23 protein-coding genes are annotated in these 16,853 nt (G+C 42.1%); 8 read left to right on the top strand and 15 right to left on the bottom strand.

Annotation, left to right across the window (positions count from 1 at the left end; genetic code table 11):
* Positions 1–202 precede the first annotated feature (202 nt).
* Together PNC201_RS20835 and PNC201_RS20830 are read right to left on the bottom strand one after the other, a co-directional pair.
* Complete coding sequence (locus PNC201_RS20835; RefSeq protein WP_102058285.1) at positions 203–1,165, bottom strand: LNS2 domain-containing protein; 963 nt, start codon at positions 1,163–1,165, stop codon at positions 203–205.
* A gap of 157 nt (positions 1,166–1,322) precedes the next feature.
* Positions 1,323–2,354, bottom strand: coding sequence for an NAD(P)H-dependent flavin oxidoreductase (locus PNC201_RS20830; protein ID WP_102058284.1), 1,032 nt, complete (start codon positions 2,352–2,354; stop codon positions 1,323–1,325).
* Between the two features lie 166 nt (positions 2,355–2,520).
* Here PNC201_RS20830 and PNC201_RS20825 point away from each other — a divergent pair, with 166 nt between their 5' ends.
* Positions 2,521–2,964, top strand: a complete 444-nt coding sequence (locus PNC201_RS20825) for a GNAT family N-acetyltransferase (protein WP_095729096.1) — start codon at positions 2,521–2,523, stop codon at positions 2,962–2,964.
* A gap of 87 nt (positions 2,965–3,051) precedes the next feature.
* Positions 3,052–3,567, top strand: coding sequence for a hypothetical protein (locus PNC201_RS20820; protein WP_010603889.1), 516 nt, complete (start codon positions 3,052–3,054; stop codon positions 3,565–3,567).
* 103 nt (positions 3,568–3,670) lie between these two features.
* Here PNC201_RS20820 and PNC201_RS20815 read toward each other — a convergent pair whose 3' ends face one another.
* From PNC201_RS20815 to PNC201_RS20775, 9 genes are all read right to left on the bottom strand, one after another.
* Complete coding sequence (locus PNC201_RS20815) at positions 3,671–3,877, bottom strand: EF-hand domain-containing protein (RefSeq protein WP_010375685.1); 207 nt, start codon at positions 3,875–3,877, stop codon at positions 3,671–3,673.
* Between the two features lie 9 nt (positions 3,878–3,886).
* Positions 3,887–4,108 (bottom strand): crotonobetainyl-CoA--carnitine CoA-transferase, encoded by a 222-nt coding sequence (locus tag PNC201_RS20810; protein ID WP_010375684.1) that lies wholly within the window; start codon positions 4,106–4,108, stop codon positions 3,887–3,889.
* 49 nt (positions 4,109–4,157) lie between these two features.
* Entirely contained in the window at positions 4,158–4,379 is a 222-nt protein-coding gene (locus PNC201_RS20805; RefSeq protein WP_010375683.1) for an EF-hand domain-containing protein, read from the bottom strand.
* A 50-nt stretch (positions 4,380–4,429) separates the two neighbouring features.
* Entirely contained in the window at positions 4,430–4,651 is a 222-nt protein-coding gene (locus PNC201_RS20800; protein ID WP_017218753.1) for a calmodulin, read from the bottom strand.
* 68 nt (positions 4,652–4,719) lie between these two features.
* Positions 4,720–4,941 (bottom strand): EF-hand domain-containing protein, encoded by a 222-nt coding sequence (locus PNC201_RS20795; protein WP_010603891.1) that lies wholly within the window; start codon positions 4,939–4,941, stop codon positions 4,720–4,722.
* 73 nt (positions 4,942–5,014) lie between these two features.
* The gene (locus PNC201_RS20790) at positions 5,015–5,236 is read right to left on the bottom strand and encodes an EF-hand domain-containing protein (protein ID WP_010603892.1); all 222 of its coding nucleotides are present in this window, start codon (positions 5,234–5,236) and stop codon (positions 5,015–5,017) included.
* A 59-nt stretch (positions 5,237–5,295) separates the two neighbouring features.
* On the bottom strand, positions 5,296–5,517 hold the full coding sequence (locus tag PNC201_RS20785) for a calmodulin (RefSeq protein WP_010375679.1): 222 nt from the start codon (positions 5,515–5,517) through the stop codon (positions 5,296–5,298).
* Between the two features lie 573 nt (positions 5,518–6,090).
* Positions 6,091–6,462 carry an SH3 domain-containing protein gene (locus PNC201_RS20780; protein WP_102058283.1) on the bottom strand — a complete coding sequence of 124 codons (372 nt, stop codon included), beginning with the start codon at positions 6,460–6,462 and terminating at the stop codon, positions 6,091–6,093.
* Complete coding sequence (locus tag PNC201_RS20775) at positions 6,452–6,913, bottom strand: GNAT family N-acetyltransferase (RefSeq protein WP_102058282.1); 462 nt, start codon at positions 6,911–6,913, stop codon at positions 6,452–6,454. The genes PNC201_RS20780 and PNC201_RS20775 overlap by 11 nt, the downstream gene beginning before the upstream one ends.
* 147 nt (positions 6,914–7,060) lie before the next feature.
* On the opposite strand from PNC201_RS20775, the gene PNC201_RS23695 reads away from it, so the two are divergent.
* Entirely contained in the window at positions 7,061–7,321 is a 261-nt protein-coding gene (locus tag PNC201_RS23695; RefSeq protein ID WP_102058281.1) for a hypothetical protein, read from the top strand.
* On the opposite strand, the gene PNC201_RS20760 is transcribed toward PNC201_RS23695, so the two are convergent.
* Entirely contained in the window at positions 7,311–8,237 is a 927-nt protein-coding gene (locus PNC201_RS20760) for a hypothetical protein (RefSeq protein WP_102058280.1), read from the bottom strand. The genes PNC201_RS23695 and PNC201_RS20760 overlap by 11 nt on opposite strands.
* A 179-nt stretch (positions 8,238–8,416) precedes the next feature.
* On the opposite strand from PNC201_RS20760, the gene PNC201_RS20755 reads away from it, so the two are divergent.
* Positions 8,417–9,229 (top strand): hypothetical protein, encoded by an 813-nt coding sequence (locus PNC201_RS20755; RefSeq protein ID WP_102058279.1) that lies wholly within the window; start codon positions 8,417–8,419, stop codon positions 9,227–9,229.
* A 70-nt stretch (positions 9,230–9,299) separates the two neighbouring features.
* Here the strand turns inward: PNC201_RS20755 and PNC201_RS20750 are convergent, their stop codons facing one another.
* Positions 9,300–10,025: a YebC/PmpR family DNA-binding transcriptional regulator gene (locus PNC201_RS20750; RefSeq protein ID WP_010375669.1), complete on the bottom strand. Its 726-nt coding sequence runs from the start codon at positions 10,023–10,025 to the stop codon at positions 9,300–9,302.
* A gap of 197 nt (positions 10,026–10,222) precedes the next feature.
* Here PNC201_RS20750 and PNC201_RS20745 point away from each other — a divergent pair, with 197 nt between their 5' ends.
* The 4 genes from PNC201_RS20745 to PNC201_RS23330 all read left to right on the top strand — a co-directional run bounded on the left by PNC201_RS20745 (position 10,223) and on the right by PNC201_RS23330 (position 15,287).
* Positions 10,223–12,967, top strand: a complete 2,745-nt coding sequence (locus PNC201_RS20745) for a methyl-accepting chemotaxis protein (protein WP_102058622.1) — start codon at positions 10,223–10,225, stop codon at positions 12,965–12,967.
* Positions 12,968–13,126: 159 nt separating this feature from the next.
* Positions 13,127–13,570, top strand: coding sequence for a GNAT family N-acetyltransferase (locus PNC201_RS20740; protein WP_199539708.1), 444 nt, complete (start codon positions 13,127–13,129; stop codon positions 13,568–13,570).
* A gap of 880 nt (positions 13,571–14,450) precedes the next feature.
* On the top strand, positions 14,451–14,867 hold the full coding sequence (locus PNC201_RS20730; protein WP_010603900.1) for a hypothetical protein: 417 nt from the start codon (positions 14,451–14,453) through the stop codon (positions 14,865–14,867).
* 12 nt (positions 14,868–14,879) lie between these two features.
* The gene (locus PNC201_RS23330; RefSeq protein WP_157782766.1) at positions 14,880–15,287 is read left to right on the top strand and encodes a hypothetical protein; all 408 of its coding nucleotides are present in this window, start codon (positions 14,880–14,882) and stop codon (positions 15,285–15,287) included.
* A gap of 47 nt (positions 15,288–15,334) precedes the next feature.
* Here PNC201_RS23330 and PNC201_RS20725 read toward each other — a convergent pair whose 3' ends face one another.
* A complete protein-coding gene (locus PNC201_RS20725) occupies positions 15,335–16,093 on the bottom strand; it encodes a phytanoyl-CoA dioxygenase family protein (RefSeq protein WP_102058277.1) in 759 nt (252 codons plus the stop codon).
* Between the two features lie 280 nt (positions 16,094–16,373).
* Complete coding sequence (locus PNC201_RS20720) at positions 16,374–16,847, bottom strand: peroxiredoxin (RefSeq protein WP_102058276.1); 474 nt, start codon at positions 16,845–16,847, stop codon at positions 16,374–16,376.
* Positions 16,848–16,853 lie beyond the last annotated feature (6 nt).

Below are 16,853 nucleotides of genomic sequence, written 5' to 3'. Positions count from 1 at the left end.
TTAGATTACAATGGTCAGAGGTCAAGCCAGAATAGTGTGAAAAATGAAATTTTGATGAATGTTACGTAAACAAAAGTAAATAATGGGAGTGTAAGTTAGTACCTAGGCCCAGAGGTTAGCACGCACAGGGTACCCCCAAAAGAAGCCAAAATACGGCTCCTTTTGCGAATTTCTAAAAATTAGATTCAATCGAGGATAAGGTCTACAAGCAGTCAGCATAAGGATAAGTTGTGAGCTCACCTAAATGCACTTGGTAACTATTGCCGGTAATAGCTGTGGTACCGTAATACCCGGCATCAGAACCAATAGTAAACGCCTCTGAAGCTGGGATCCCGGCTTTGATAAAGGCTTCAGCATCTGTTTTGGCATTACCATAAGCACGAACGACATCAATGCCCTGCGCCTTTAAGCGATTAATCTCCGCAGTTTTATATTCTGCTGTTTTAAACAAACTGGTTTCATTACTGAGTGATGTGCGTAGAAAGCCTTGCGGTAAGCCCATCCAATTTAACCAACCGCGCGTCCCTTTAGCATACCAATACACTCTGGCTGTCAAAAATACGGGTTGATAGCCCAAATCAAGATAGTGACGAACTAAATCATAAGCGCCATCTTTGGGGTCGGCATGATCTATTCCGGTATAGTCGCCAATTTGCTCGGCATCGGATTCGGTCAATGTGCCATCGATGTCAAACAGGACCGCTTGAGTGCCTGGCTCAACAACCGTGACATAACCTTGTGCACCGGTGCCATCAGCTGGTACGCCTGCATATATACGATACTGACCTGCCGATAACTCGGGCAAGGTGATAAACGCCTTGCCATCGCCATTGGTTGTTTGCTCACCAAGATACTGCCAATTTGTGTCCGACTCAGCACGGTAGTAAAACTCCACCGACTCGAATTCCAAGTCTTTATGAGTGATGCTACCGTAGTCAAATTTAGCAGTGATCTGAGTTGCAGCACCGGCAGCAGTTACTTGATCGTGTACCATATGGTAACTCGGCAGCCAAGATAAGTATTTGTTAAATGAGCTAGAAAAGCTACGCTTGACCATATTAGGTGCTACATAATGGGTTTCTAATGCGGTAATACTTGGGCAAGTAGGGGTTGCCAGTGATGAAAAAGAGGCAAATAACGCTGCGGTTAAAATAGAATGTCTCATGCACGACTCCGTGTTTATTATTGTCATAACGAATACGTCACCCAAGCAAATAATCGACTTACGTAGGTAACAAAGAGCAAGGCACAACAGAGTTGGCCTTGTCATAAAACGCTAGAGCATAAACTCGAAATGTGTCAAATTTGTTAACTTAAATATTTTATTTAACATTCCATAGATGTTCTACCATCTCTTGTGTACTGACTTCCATACAACCTTGGCGGTTAACGCCTGCCCAAAGGGGGCTAAAATCGCCGCATCCTTGCTTTTCAGCAGCAGCGCGCAATGGCGTCAAAGCAGCTGATGCATATGGAAAAGTCGGTACGTCTTCGTTAATGAAGTTAAGATCTATCATTAGCCGATTTTCAATCCCACGGGCAGGGCGACCAGAAAACACATTGGTCACGGCAGACGGCTCAGCCAGTGATTTAAGTGCATCACGATGTACCAAAGAGGTGCTTGCTTCATCACACAGTAAGAAGCAGGTGCCGATTTGTGTTCCACAGGCACCCAATTCGTGCATCATAGTAACATCATGATGAGAAGCAATCCCCCCGGCAGCCACTACAGGCACAGATAGCGCATCACTAAGGATAGTTACTAATTGTCGAGTATGCAGTTGAGACTCAAGTTTTGTCTCGGTGAAGGTTGCCCTATGCCCACCCGCTTCAATCCCTTGCGCTATCACAATGTCTGCACCATTTTCAGCTAACCATATTCCCTCTTCCAAGGTCGTTGCGGAAGACAAAATAGTCGTCCCCCACGATTTTACGAGCTCGACCAGTTCAGTATCAGGAAGCCCAAAATGAAAACTGATCACGGGAGGTTTATAAGGCGCAATGGCCTCAGCCATTTCCCTATTAAATGGGCGTCTTAAGATCCCCATTTCATCAGTAGGTGTTAACTCAAGCTCATCGTAATATGAAGCCAGCTTTTTCTTCCACTTGTCTTGCTGATAAGGGTCAGGCTCCGGCATCTCATGGCAAAAAAAGTTAAGGTTATATGGGCCTGAAGCATATGCTTTAAAATGCTCAATTTCTACAACGACCTGCTCTTTACTCAGCATCCCACAAGGGATTGAGCCGAGTATTCCGGCATTGGTCGCTGCGACCGCTAAGCGCCAATTTTGCACACCTGCCATTGGCGCTTGGATCATAGGAATGGAGATATTAAGTAATCTGGTAAGCTGCATCACAAGGTCCTTGTTTTAGGCAAAACGACATAAAGCCGAAGGTGCTTTCCAGTGTGGGGAAGAAGCGCTTAACGGTCAATGATTGTGCGGCTAATAAAGCAAACTTTCTCTTGCCAAAACAACCATATTTGAAATAGTGTTTCTATAACAATACAAGGACGCCGTGATGAATATCTCTCTAAGAGCCATTGATAAACAAAACTACGAAGCCATTTGCGATTTAGATGTCAGCCCTGAGCAGCAAGATTTGGTAGCCTGCAACATGTTTTCCATCGTGGAATCAAAATTTAATGATGGCTATACCACACGCGCAATTTATCAAGATGATGAAGCTGTTGGGATGCTAATGTGGGTACAAGAGAGTATAGAGCGCATCTCCATTTGGCGCTTTATGGTTGATCAGCAATTTCAGCAACAAGGGATTGGGCGTAAAGCACTCACCCTCGCACTCGAAGAAATCAAGCAGACACCAAACCTTGCCACCATAGAAATCTGTTATGTACCAAGTAACCCCGTTGCCAAACCATTTTACGCAAGTTTTGGCTTTCAAGAAATTGGAATCAATGAAGACGATGGTGAGATGCTAGCGGTGATCAAGCTACCTCTATAATAAGTTGTAATTTATGGTAATTTGCGCAAATGAAACATTAGGTTAAACTCACTTAAAAATGTAAGTTGGCCAATTAAAGGAATTACCATGCACGAGCATACTAAACGCATTTGTGATTTTCTCACCGAAATCCAGCTACCTTTTCGATTTCATGAAGTCGAGGAAAATACGTTTTTACCGGGTCTAAAAACGGTAATGGGCACGCTCTATATTGATAATGAGAAATTGCGATATCCAGGTGATATATTGCACGAAGCTGGCCATATCGCCGTATGCGAGCCAATATTCCGCGGCCAACTTCATGAAGATGTGTATAAAAATGGCCTAAAAAATGGCCGAGAGAAACAAGCCATGCAAGGCGAAGAAATGGCCGCCATTGCTTGGTCGGTTGCTGCCATCCAATATATTGGATTGCCTCTAGAGGTCGTATTACATAAGGATGGCTATAAAGGCGCTAGCGCTAGCTTCGTAATTGCTTTTAAGGAAGGAAACGGATTCGGCTACCCATTACTCAGTGCGTGGGATATGACTTGCCCAAAGCAAGGCTTTCCTAAAATGCAGAAATGGATCCGCGAGCTTCGTTGGATCAATGAATTAAGTTAATCTATTCCCTATCTACATCTTAAGCTGTCTAGTAGCTCGAAATAAAAAAGCCCGACCACAAAGTCGAGCTTGGGGAGGCGTGGCGCTTTGGATTGCCACTTGCTTACTGATTAAATTCTTTCTCAGACAGTTTGCCATCTCCGTCGCTGTCGAGCTTATCAAAGATTGAAGCAAGAGATTCTGACAGTGACGCTTCACTTTTAGAAATAAAACCATCTTTGTCTAAGTCAAAATCGTTAAATTCTGCTGCCATTGCTGAGCCGGCAAAAAGTACTGTGGCGGCTGTAATTGCTGTTGCTAACTTTTTCATTGTGACCTCCTAGCCTTTAAAGTTAGAGAATTCAGAAGCACTTAGCTGACCATTTTTGTCTGCATCTAGCTTCTCGAACTGACCAAGTAGTGTTGATGATACTGATGCTTCTTGCTGGCTGATCTGCCCGTCTTTATCCTTGTCTACATCTTGAAATGACAAGGTTGCTGCCAGTGCCATCGTACTCACCAATACACCTATGGTCGTTGCACATACCGTTCTAAGTTTCATAGCCATTCTCCTCACTATGCCCGTCTCTCATTGCGGCTCTAGTCGCAAATTAACCTTTAAAGTTAGAGAACTCAGTTTCGTTTAGTTCTCCGTCAGCGTTTACATCTAAGTCTTTAAACTGTTCGATAAGCGCTGTATTTACTTTTGCTTCGCTCATGCTAATAGCACCGTTGCCATCTGTGTCATAGCTTGCGAAATCTTCACCAGCAATAGTATTTGCTGAAGCCAATGTTAGACCTGTGATTGATAGTGCGATAAGTACATTTTTCATCATTCTGCTCCTAAAATTTCCTAAATATGATTTGCTTTTGGACGGCTTGATTAGCCTTGGTAATTTGCGAATTCAGACTCGCTTAACTCACCGTCGGCATTACTGTCTAGTTGCGTAAATTGCTCTGCAAGGGACTGATTTACTTTTGCCTCAGTCATGCTGATAGTGCCGTTACCGTCAGTATCATATTTAGTGAAATCTTCACCAGCTAATGCAGAAGCTGAAGCGAATGTTAAACCTGCAATTGAAAGTGCTGCTAATACGTTTTTCATGATAGTCCAATCCTTCTGTCGTTTTCGTAATGGTGTTAAAGGCAGTGGGCGCTACGCCCACCTAGCGATTAACCTTCGTAGTTCGCGTACTCAGATTTGCTTAGCTCGCCATCGGCATTAGTGTCTAAGTCTGCAAACTGCTCAGTTAACGAAGTGCTTACGCTTGCTTCAGTTACACTGATTGAACCGTTGCCATCAGTATCTAGTTTTTCAAAATCGCCACCAGCGAGTGCTGATGCTGAAACCATTGATAGACCTGCGATAGATAGTGCTGCTAGAACGTTTTTCATAATCTAATCCTTCAATTGTGTTATTTTTTGAGTCAGGCACGTGGCCTAACCCATTGTTAAACTCAGTGCTAAATTAGCCTTCGTAATTTGCGTATTCAGACTTACTTAGCTCACCATCTGCGTTAGTGTCTAGATCTGCAAACTGCTCAGTTAATGAAGCGCTCACACTTGCTTCTGCTACACTGATTGAACCGTTGCCATCAGTATCCAATTTTTCAAAATCGCCACCAGCTAGTGCTGATGCTGAAACCATTGATAAACCTGCGATTGATAGTGCTGCTAATACGTTTTTCATAATCTTTTCCTTAAATTGGGGTATATTTTAAACTCTGCTATTATGTCGTCGGCTTGTGACTAGCCTTCAAAGTTATCAAACTCAGACTGGCTTAATTGGCCGTCTTGGTCGGCGTCAAGGTCTTTAAACTGCGCCATCAAATTTGGATTTGCTTTTGATTCGCCTAGTGAGATGTAACCATCTCCATCAACATCGTATTTATCAAACTCAGAGTTTGCGTGAGCACCTACTGATGCGAAAGAAAGTACAGCTGCTGATAGTGCGATTGCTAAAGTTTTCATAATCAGTTCCTCTCATATTTCTAAACTTGTCGTTTCTGCTTCTCTACGTTGGTTAGTGTTGAAGCGAATGTTTTTTGCTTTCGAGATAACTATTCCAACTTTGATGCCAAAGTTTAAAAGAATATAAAAATCAACAAGTTAAAAACAAAGATGAATTTTCATTAAGGATGGATTCAGTGAGATTGTTGCCATTTAGCAACAGGAGATGTCGAGATAAAATTAAAACTTATTTATTTTCAATAAGTTAAACTGTCGCATAAAAGCAACACCTTAAAAAATTAGGATGTAAGTGCAGCCCAAAGCGGTTAAGTTTCATGCGACAATCATTCACATTCGGTATTGAGCAGAACCGCCAGAAAAAATTTTTATAAAAATATCGAAAATTTTTTCTTATAGTTTCTAAGAAACCAGGAAACAAACAAAACAACTTAAAAATCAATAAATTAAAACTAAAACCCATCTTAAAGTAATGGCTATAAAAGTGTCAGCGTGGGCGGAAAACTGACGAAAAACACAAGTATTTTAAAAAAGTAGTAGAGAAAAGAGAGGAGTGTTGCTAAAAAGCAACATCCGCTAGATTGGTGTTAGATTACGAAGCGGTACCCAACCTTGCAGCTCTGACTTTTTACTTGAGCACCACACCCAACCATTGAGTTGGTTATGCCCCAACAGGTGTTCACCTTGAACTACCGATAGTTCCTGAGCGGTATAGTCCATTAATGCAACACCTTGTTTGGGATTGACTAAGCGAAACACTTGAGCAGGTACCCAACCAGACACTTGCTCCTCAGTTTCACAGAAAAACCAATTGTCCCACCCCTCCTCGCCCTCATATTCTTCACCAACGGTCAATCTCGCACCTTGTTTAAACGTGATGGGGGTCGGAAACTCATTGATATGTTCCTTGATTACTTCGTATTCGATATCTAACTGCTTATTTTCCAAGTTTTAACTCCATATAGACAGACAGCGGATCCGAGTTGTAATCACCAAATTCTTTTCTTTCGATAAAACCAAACTGCGCATATAACCTAAGGGCTTCTGGTTGCTTAACTCCGGTTTCTAACCGTATCAGTGGATATTGACGATTATCTGCAAAAGCGATTAACTCGGACAAGATTGCTTTTGATAAACCAAGACCGCGATGATTTGGCTTTACATACAGTCTTTTCAACTCACCATAGAGACAATCATGATGCTTTTCGACGATTGCGCCGCAAGCAATGATCTCGTCATGCTGGATAATGCCAATAAAATGCGCAGTAGGTGAGCACAACTCTTGCAATGCCGATAGCTGGTTGCTTTCAGCAGGGTATAGCGAATTCATCAGCGCATCGATTTCTGCTATTAATGTATCAAGCGATGGAAAACTCGCATCAAGTGCAACGATTTGCATTTATCATTTCCTTGATTTTCGGTATTAATTAACTAGGGCCTGTTGATCTTTCAAGTTTGTTTTTGCAGCAGTTTGATTGGTATTTATACAAGGCAGAGCCAGCGTAGCATAGTCATTCTATGTAAGTCTGGCGATAACACAGTAGAAATGCTAATCAAGCGCTGCCCTTTGGGTTCATCTGAGTGCGCTTTGTTCATTGTTGCTCAACTTTTGCCTAGATTACTAGGCGGCAAGTCGAGCGTCGCGACCAAAACACACTCAGAAGAACAAAAATCAAACAGCAAAGGTCAACAGGCCCTAGAGTCGAGGATTAAGCTGAACACCCAAGTGCAACTATTACTAAAAGTACTAAAGTTTGGTAAAGCTCAGCTTCTCACTCAGTTAGCCTTAATGTACGTCAGCCATTAGACTGGCGCTTTAGCTCTTCTAGCATACGCTCATCGCCCATCAAGTTTTTGAGGATGGCTTTAACCTTAGGATCCGATGCATTTTCGTAGAGAGACAGCAAATCTTGTGCGATCCTTTGCTGCTGCTTTGGATCGGCGCCTGATTGAAAGTACTGTGACATCAACCCTTCTGCTGCGAGACTTTTCACGTAATCATTAGGCTCTTGCTCTAGCATTTTCACGAATGACTGTGACAAACGCTCATCAACGATAGGTGTACGCGACACGAGCTCAAGCGCCTGTAGCCTCAACTTTTCATCACTCATGTTATGCGTCATATTGAGGATAGATTCTACTGCTTGATAATCATATTGCTCTAATTCATTGCGATTTAGCATAAACATGTTCATTTGCAGCTGACTCATTGCCGCTAAACGTTCTGCCGCCGGCAAACTGTTATTTAGAATTTTCTGTTTTAAATCGTTGCTGATTTGACTTGCGTACTCAGGATCAGTTTTGATCCGCATTTCGTAGTCTTCGGGTAAGTCTTCATAAAAGCCATAAATGGGGTTTTCTGCTTTCATCTCGTCGATTTTCTGCTGTTCACGCTTTTCAATCAAAGAGAAGATTAAAGACTCAAACTCATCCGGCGCCTGCTCAGAGAGTAAATCTGACTTTTCCATCGACAACGCCTGTAACCTCGTTTCAAGTTTATTGATCCGAGCCATTAACTGAGCAATTTGTTCAGACTCGTCAGTTGAAATCTGAGTGCCCTGTGTATACTGAGTTGCATTATAGTGAGGCTGTTGAGTAGGACTCTGATACACGTGCGTTGCCACAGGAGAGGTTGCTAATTTGGTTTGAATGACATTAAACCCAGAAAAAGCCAATGCAAGAACTGAGCATGAAAGCGCTATATTGAGTTTAAGATTAGACATGAACGAGTTACCCTTATAAAAAGTAGCAATGTAATAGATCTGCAAGACAAATACTGTAAATGATTGTACTGTAAATTGATACAGCAAGAGGCAATTACGCGGATAATTATTACACTTTGCTTAAGGTGGCAGAAACGAGCCCCCAAACAGCTTGCCATGATTGCCAACAAGGAATGACCGTGAATAATATACTGCAAACCGTCCACTATAAACCTATCACATTGCTTTTACTTGGCATTGCAACGGTTACGTCATTGCTTGGCAGCAGCCCACTTTGGCAAAGTCACCAAGCCTTATTTCAATGGATTTTACCATCAGCCGCACTACTTCTTGTGCTGCGATTAGGGTGGCATGTTCGCCAAACAAGCTTGGCTGCTAGTCCCAGTACTTTACATAAAGACATAAAACTCTGTTGGATAGCCCTGCTCTTATGTACTTGCGGAGATATCGTCAACTTCAATTTCTTTGAGCTTTATCATCGCCAAGATCAAACCATAAGGCATGACTACTTGATCGACTCCATTTGGTTTTTTGCCCTTGGCTATGGGCTTTTACTTGGACTGCTTATTCGATTTTTACGACGAGAATTTGCATTAACATTAGCAACCGCGACCGTATTGGTTGTGGTGTCTATTACGCTATCGTCGCTTAGCTATAAAATGATGTACCTACCCACGATAAGCCAATACTCCCTGCTGTTGAGCGCAAGTTATAGCTTATTAGTGACCTTGCTCGGCGTATTTGGCTTTTGGCTTATTATTCAAAACGTTAAATTCAACGAAAAAGCCAACTTCGCAGTTGCCAGCGGCTTTATCCTAGCCATGCTAGCGGATGCTATTATCGGTCAATTTTGGCTGTTCGCAAACCAAGGGGATGGCTACTTTCCCATTGCAAGGCACATTAATTGGGTCATCTATATTGGCTCGCAAACGCTACTATTATTGTTTCCTGTCGCCATGATAAAAACTAATGTTGCGAGGTGTAAAGCATAGGCAATAAAAAGGCCGAACGATGTCGGCCTTAACTATTTGCGCAATGTGCCGCGCTATATCGATAAGCGGCTTATCTTTTGACAATCGCATTGTGGTAAACGTTTTGTACGTCATCCACATCTTCAAGCATATTGATTAGCTTTTCGAATGTCTCGATTGCTTCTGGATCTTCGATTTCTACGTGAGTTTGCGGCACCCAAGTGATTTCGTCTACCTCAAACGTGATCCCCTCAAACGCTTCTGTCAGTGCAGTTTTCGCTTTGAAGTATTCAGTGTGAGGGGCGAAAACAGAAACTTGGCCGTCTTCAACTTCTACGTCAGTAACATCAACATCAGCCATCATTAGCGCTTCCAAAACTGACTCGTCGTCATCACCTGCAAATCCTAAGATTGCAAAGTGGTCAAACATATGCGCCACACAACCTGGGTTACCTAAGTTTGAACCAGTTTTGGTAAACGGTAAGCGAACATCTTTGATAGTACGGTTCATGTTGTCTGTTAAACAGTCAACGATGATCATGCTGTTGCCTGGACCGTAACCCTCGTAACGCGCTGGCGTGTAATCTTCACCTGCACCGCCTGCCGCTTTTTCGATTGCTTTATCAATAACGTGTGCAGGAACTTGATCTTTCTTTGCCTTGTCGATTAAACGACGTAGTGACAAGTTCGTTTCAGGATCTGCGCCGCCATTTTTAGCAACAACGTAAATCTCTTTTCCGTATTTTGAGTTTACTTTTGTTTTTGCCGCCGCCGTTTTTGCCATGGCGTTTTTGCGGACTTCAAATGCTCTGCCCATCTTAATGCTCGTTTTTATAAAAATTGGCGAAGATTTTACCAAGACATTTGAGTTACGGCTATACCCTTATTATCCGTGATGGTAATTTGCTTTAAGTCACACGATTATATGCTTGTTTTGCGGCTATTTTGTGGCGGACCTAAGCAACTTTACTATAGTTAATATTGTTAAAATTTACCGCTACGGGTGGCTTATATATGATTACGTTTGGCTTGGGAAAAGCAAAAAAGCAAGATGGACAAGATACAGCGCTATTTCAACACTTTAAGGCAACAACCCCTTACTTGGAAGTCGATTATCAAACAGATATTTTTCAGGTAAGTTCGGCCTTTAACCGTTTACTCGGATACCCAGTTAGCCACGAGCTGAAGTCACTCGCTTTTATATGTCACACCTCAACCGATGCCGCCGTACTTAAGCGTGGACTCGCTAAACTTGAGCACCAAGCACATGCAAAGGTTGAGCTCTCTCTCAATACAGCGAATGACAACAAACCGAAGAAGTTATTACTTGAGCTGTCACGCACTCAAGAAGGCAGAATTTTAGTTATTGCGAATGACATCGGTCATTACCTCACCAACATTGCCAACATGAGTGCAAATTTACAAGCTTTATCAGCGTCCTTTGCGATTATTGAGTTCGACATGCACGGTAAAGTGCTGAGCGCGAATGACAACTTTTTGTCCGTTATGGGATACAGCTTAGAAGAAATACAAGACAAGCATCACAGTCTGTTTGTTAAGGATGACTACGCAGCCAGTGAGGAATATCAAGCATTTTGGCAACGCTTAAATAATGGCGAATTTTTTGAAGGTGAATTCGCAAGGCAAACAAAATCGGGTAAAACGATATGGATCCAAGCCACCTATAACCCTATTTTTGATGAACACAATAGACCTATTAAAGTCGTAAAATATGCCTCAGATATCACCGCACAAAAATCAAAAGCCGCTGACTTTCAAGGGCAAGTTGATGCCATCAAACAAACTCAAGCCGTTATTGAGTTTGACCCTTACGGCAACGTAAAGACTGCAAACAGGCTATTTTTAAATGCGGTTGGCTACACATTAAGTGAAATACAAGGTCAACACCATCGACTCTTTGTGGCACAAGAAGAAGCTGAGAGCAGCGAATATCAAGACTTTTGGCACGCTTTACGACAAGGTAAACATCAATCAGGTGAGTTTAAACGTCTAACCAAATCAGGAAACACTCTGTGGATCCAAGCAACCTATACTCCCATCTATGACGAAAATGGCCAGTTGGACAAAATCGTCAAATATGCCTCGGATATTACTCAAGCAAAACTGGCGTCTTTCGACTTTGCCGGACAACTCAAAGCCATCAATCGCTCGCAAGCTGTTATCGAGTTTGATTTGCAAGGTAATATTTTAAAAGCAAATGAAAACTTCCTGTCTGTTATGGGCTACAAGAAAGAAGAAATCATTGGCAAGCATCACAGCATGTTCGTCGACAGCTTTTACGCGCAAAGCAGTGAATACAAAGCATTCTGGCAGCGTTTAAAACAGGGCCAATTTGAAGCCGGAGAGTTTCACCGTTTCGGCAAAGGTGGCAAAGCAATCTGGATTAGTGCCACCTACAACCCAATTTTAGACGAGCAAGGCAAGCCGATAAAAGTCGTTAAGTTCGCAACGGACATTACCGAGCAAAAGGCCACTGCTGCTGATTTTGATGGTCAGCTTCAAGCCATTCGTAAGTCACAAGCCGTCATTGAGTTTGCAATGGATGGTACTATTTTATGGGCCAATGAGTCATTCCTAGATACGATGGGGTACTCACTTGACGAAATCAAAGGTAAACATCACCGTATTTTTGCTACACACGAACAGGCCACTAGCTCTGAATACCAGCAATTTTGGCAAAAGCTCAACCGAGGTGAGTTCGACTCAGGACAATACTTAAGATTGGCAAAACAAGGTCGAGAGGTATGGATCCAAGCGTCTTATAACCCTATCCTCGATCAACAAGGCCGTCCCTTTAAAGTCGTTAAATATGCAACGGATATCACAGAACAAAAACAAGCGGTTGAACATATTAAAAATGCTATCTTGGCAATGGAGCAAGGCGATTTAAGACATAGGATCACCCACCACTTAGGTGGCGAGTTTTCGGTGCTGCAACAAGCGATGAACGGCTTATTCGATAAATTAAGCGACTTAGTCAACACCATAAACAATGGTGCAGAGCAAGTGTTTGATGTGGCTAAACAAATCGCGAATAACAACGAAGAACTCAATAGCCGCATTGAAAATCAAGCGGCGAGCTTAGAAGAAACCGCCGCAACTATGGAAGAGCTTACCGCTACGGTTAAAAAGAATGCGAGTAGCGCAAGTAATGCCGCAGAGAAAGCGACTATTGTTAGAGAAAAAGCACACTCAGGTAAAGTATCGATTGATGATGCCATTTCAGCAGTAGGTAAAATCGAATCTTACAGCACGAAAATCTCTGACATTATCAGTGTCATTGACGAAATCGCTTTCCAAACCAACCTCTTAGCACTCAATGCTTCCGTTGAAGCAGCCCGGGCTGGTGAGGCTGGACGCGGATTTGCCGTGGTTGCCGGAGAGGTAAGAAACCTTGCTCAACGTAGTGCATCAGCGGCACGTGAAATCAAAGCATTGATCAAAAATAGCGTTGATGCTGTGGCGCAAGGCAGCAAACTTGTATACGAGTCTGGCACGACTTTCGATGAGCTAATGCAATCAATTGCCGAGGTGAGCAAAATGGTGGCTGACATAGATAACGCTGGGAAAGAGCAAGCTGAAGGGATAGCTGCGGTTTCCACCACCATCGCGCAAATGGATAATATTACTCAGCAGAACGTTACTCTGGTTGAAACAACATCTCGTTCAGGTAGAAATATGGAAAATCAAGCCAAACTACTTACCGATCAAGTTGCATTTTTTCAACTAGATGAATAGTTAAGGGCGCACTATCTACACAACCACATACAAGTAATTTATCTGAATATACCCGTTGTACCCTTCATGCATCGGGTATGTTATGCTCGTCCCGCTGGTTAGTCCTCCTTTTGTTTATCGCTTTACCCATTTGGACTGTTTTATTAGACAAAAGGAAAAATGATGATAAGTCCAGTTACACCAAGCGATCACCAAGAACTACTGGCTGTTTGGGAAGACTCTGTGCGAGCCACTCATGATTTTATCACTGAGGCGGATATCGCTTATTTTAAACCTATTATTATTGAACAGGCATTTCCAAACGTTACGCTGCACTGTGTAAAAAATAGCGACTCGAATATTGTCGGTTTTATCGGTGTACATGACCGAAAAATCGAAATGTTATTTGTACTCGATAAGAGCAGAGGACAAGGTGTCGGTACTGAGTTACTTCGCTTTGCGCTTGAAACACAAAATGTGCAGTTCGTCGATGTCAATGAGCAAAACCCCGAAGCCGTCGGCTTTTATGAAGCTAAAGGTTTTGAAGTGTATGAGCGCTCACCAACTGACGATATGGGAAAGCCTTACCCAATCCTACGAATGCGACTTCTAACGTCAGCTTAATTCAAATATGGGCCTACGCAACGGGCCCATAATTTATCTTTGTCTAGCCAGAGCACTTAGAAAACGCCTAGCATACTGATATTTAAATCAGAGAAATCGATACAATCACATTACATACAGTAAACGAGCAGTTGAAAGTAAACGCACTAAAGCTGTTTGCTTGGCAAGTATTAGTAACCCGAGCTAATCACTTTCATTAAGGCCATCTCTTGATCGTTAAAAAACTTTGACCATTTACAATCATTTACTATTTAAATAAGAAGCACAATAAAATTTATCTCCATCTTTAAACTGGCTATTTTTCAATCTAAAGTCCCGCTTTTCAGTACAAAAACCAACCCAATCAAATTTATGTAATTAAAGTTAAATTGACAATCGCACACAAAATAAAATAAATGTAACAAAACAAAAACAAGGAGAGAAAAAATGATAAAACAGTTATTACTTACTTCCGCTCTATTCGGATTAGCAATTTGTTCGACTAATGCACTAGCAGATCAAGTGCTGTGCGCTGTAAGCCCTACTAGCACCCCTCAGGAAATGAAACCCGATTTTTGTGGGAGCCAAAGAGTAACATCCTCGAGACCCTACGTAAGCTTTCAATTTGAACCATCCAAACCTGTAGAGCATGTGACGTGGCGTTTCAGCACACCATTATCTGGTAGATGGGACTGTGGTCCAAGCACTGAGTGTGTTTTTTATGATGATGGGCTCGACAGCTCACCTTTGAGAGATGCAACAGCGTGTGTCACCAGAGTACTTTACAAAGATGGCACATGGAAAAGTATGAACGAATGCGCAACTGCGATTTATAACTTAGGTTCTAGGTTCTAGAGCTCATCACAAACCAATAATAATTTGAATTATAAGGAATATAAAAATGAAAAAAACGATAATTTCAAGCACACTACTTTTACTCGCTACAACTACCTACTCACAGCAAGCTGAAGCAGCACACGTTGAGTGCCTGATCGGTGGAACTAGTACACAACAGTTTTTTGAACCCGACTTCTGTTCAGCGATGGCTAACACAGACCGTCCCTCCGTTGCATTTAGATTCATCGCAGACAAAGATGTTGCAGATGTGGTTTGGTCATATAGTGCATCCGCTACAGGGAGCTGGAACTGTGGTAGCAGTACATACTGTAGCTTCCGCGATAATGGCAGACAAAATAACGATTTGTTCTACAATGCTTCGGCCTGTGTAACAAAAGTACTTTATAAAGATGGGACGTGGGAAAATACAAACCATTGCGCTAATGGGCATTACTCAAAGCAGTCAAGCAATCCATTCTAAGGGGTTATGCGTATGAAATTTTCAATATCAGCCTTGGTATTTCTCACGACTTCTGTCTTTTCAGGCCACGCCTCAAGCTCAGAAAGTGTACAATGTGTAATTAGCCCTACGAGTACCCCACAAGAGTGGCAAGATATGTGTGTAACTCATGATGTTATGTCACCAAAGCCTACTGTAAGCTTCCGTTTTCAATCGACAAAACCGATTGAGCAGGTTAGATGGAACTACAGTGCGTCCGCTACAGGCGTTTGGGATTGTGGTACAACACAATACTGTCAGTTTAAAGATAACGGTAGAGACTCGAGTAGTTTCAGAGATGCTAGAGCTTGCGTAACCCGAGTTTTATACAAAGATGGAACTTGGAAAGACACTAACGAATGCGCACAAGCTTTGTATGGAACTGGAAATCGTTCTAGATAGTGTCAATGGATAAAAATGAAGCTTTGCATTCATATAAAGCTTCATTTTTATTTACCAAACTCAGAAAATAAATTGGGGTAATCTACTTCAGCAAGCTGCATACTATTTGGCAGGCAATCATTTCTCATAAAAGTCATTAGTTCTGGGTGCTTCTCACATAGCAACACATCCAATGCTAAACGATTTTTTCCATACACACCTCGATGTATCATATTGGCTGAAAATACAAGAAGATCTCCGGCCTTTAGCGCTATAACCTCACTGTTAGGTAGATTGTTATGGTTTCGATACCCTGCCTGTTCTAACCTGACATTTAGCTCTTGAGGTAAGTCCCAACGTTTATGAGTACCCGGGATCAGCTCTATTCCTGGTTCATCTTCCAATGCTAACCGAAAATGAACAACTTCAGGCCCCAACAACAATGCTTGTTTTTGCTCCTCAATGGTTAAATGATATTGAGGATCTCGATGCCAATAATTTAGTTGGCTTGCATTCACGGGATTAAAGAATAGTTGAGTATTCATAAACCCAAACTCACGCGTGAATATCGTTGACGCGAGCTTAAAGAGTGAAGCAGAGGCAATAAATTTAAAAAGGACAAGCCTTTGCTGTTCGTCTAGATACTTTGGTGCGGTAAGATAAGCAGAATTGACTGCCTTATTTTGATAAAAGTCACTATTATCATTCTGCCAGGCTCGATGGAATGCTAAAACAACCTGCTTTATCTTATTAAGCTCAGTGGAGGATATAAACTTGGGTTTTAGAACGTAACCACACTCATCAAAATTATGAACCGACTTTCCCATCACTTATCGACCTCTGACATTGCAGAAAACTCTCCGATAACTAAACCAATTTCATTTTGCCTCATATCGTACTCTTCCATTTATGGAGTGTGTTTAACCTGAGGTTTGGATTACCAACATCATATATCATGGGGTTTATCTGGTGATATAAACAAGGTAATGTTGTTGCAAGAGTCATGAAACAATTGGCTTCAACCTTAGAGCATATAGTTTTAAAGCATCATTTACAGATTGCAGGCTGATTGCTTCGCTGTTTGACTCTAGCTTTTAAATTTTGCAATCACAGCGCGTCTAAAATGACTTCAGCCTTACTTACTTCAAATTGCTTAGGTTGTTCTACATTGAGCTTTGTCACAACACCATCTTCAATAATCATAGCGTAACGCTGCGAACGCACACCGCCAAATGCTGCGGTATCCATTTCGAGCCCCAACGCCTTGGTAAAGCTTGCATCGCCGTCTCCAAGCATCATAATTGCTTCTGCATTTTGTGCATCACCCCAAGCTTTCATTACGAAGGCATCGTTTACTGATATACATGCGATAATATCAACACCTTTTTCAACAAACTTATCTGCATTCACGACAAAACCAGGTAAATGAGATGCTGAGCAAGTTGGTGTAAAGGCACCAGGAACTGCGAAAAGTACAACTTTCTTACCTGAAAAAAGTGTCGTTACTTCATGATGAATCATACCGTCAGAGGTGAGCTCGCTCAGCTCTGCATGTGGTAATTTTTTTCCAACTTCAATCATTGTTTA

The organism is Pseudoalteromonas sp. NC201, assembly GCF_002850255.1.
Lineage (GTDB): Bacteria > Pseudomonadota > Gammaproteobacteria > Enterobacterales > Alteromonadaceae > Pseudoalteromonas.
This window is presented reverse-complemented; position numbering and strand designations above follow the sequence as displayed.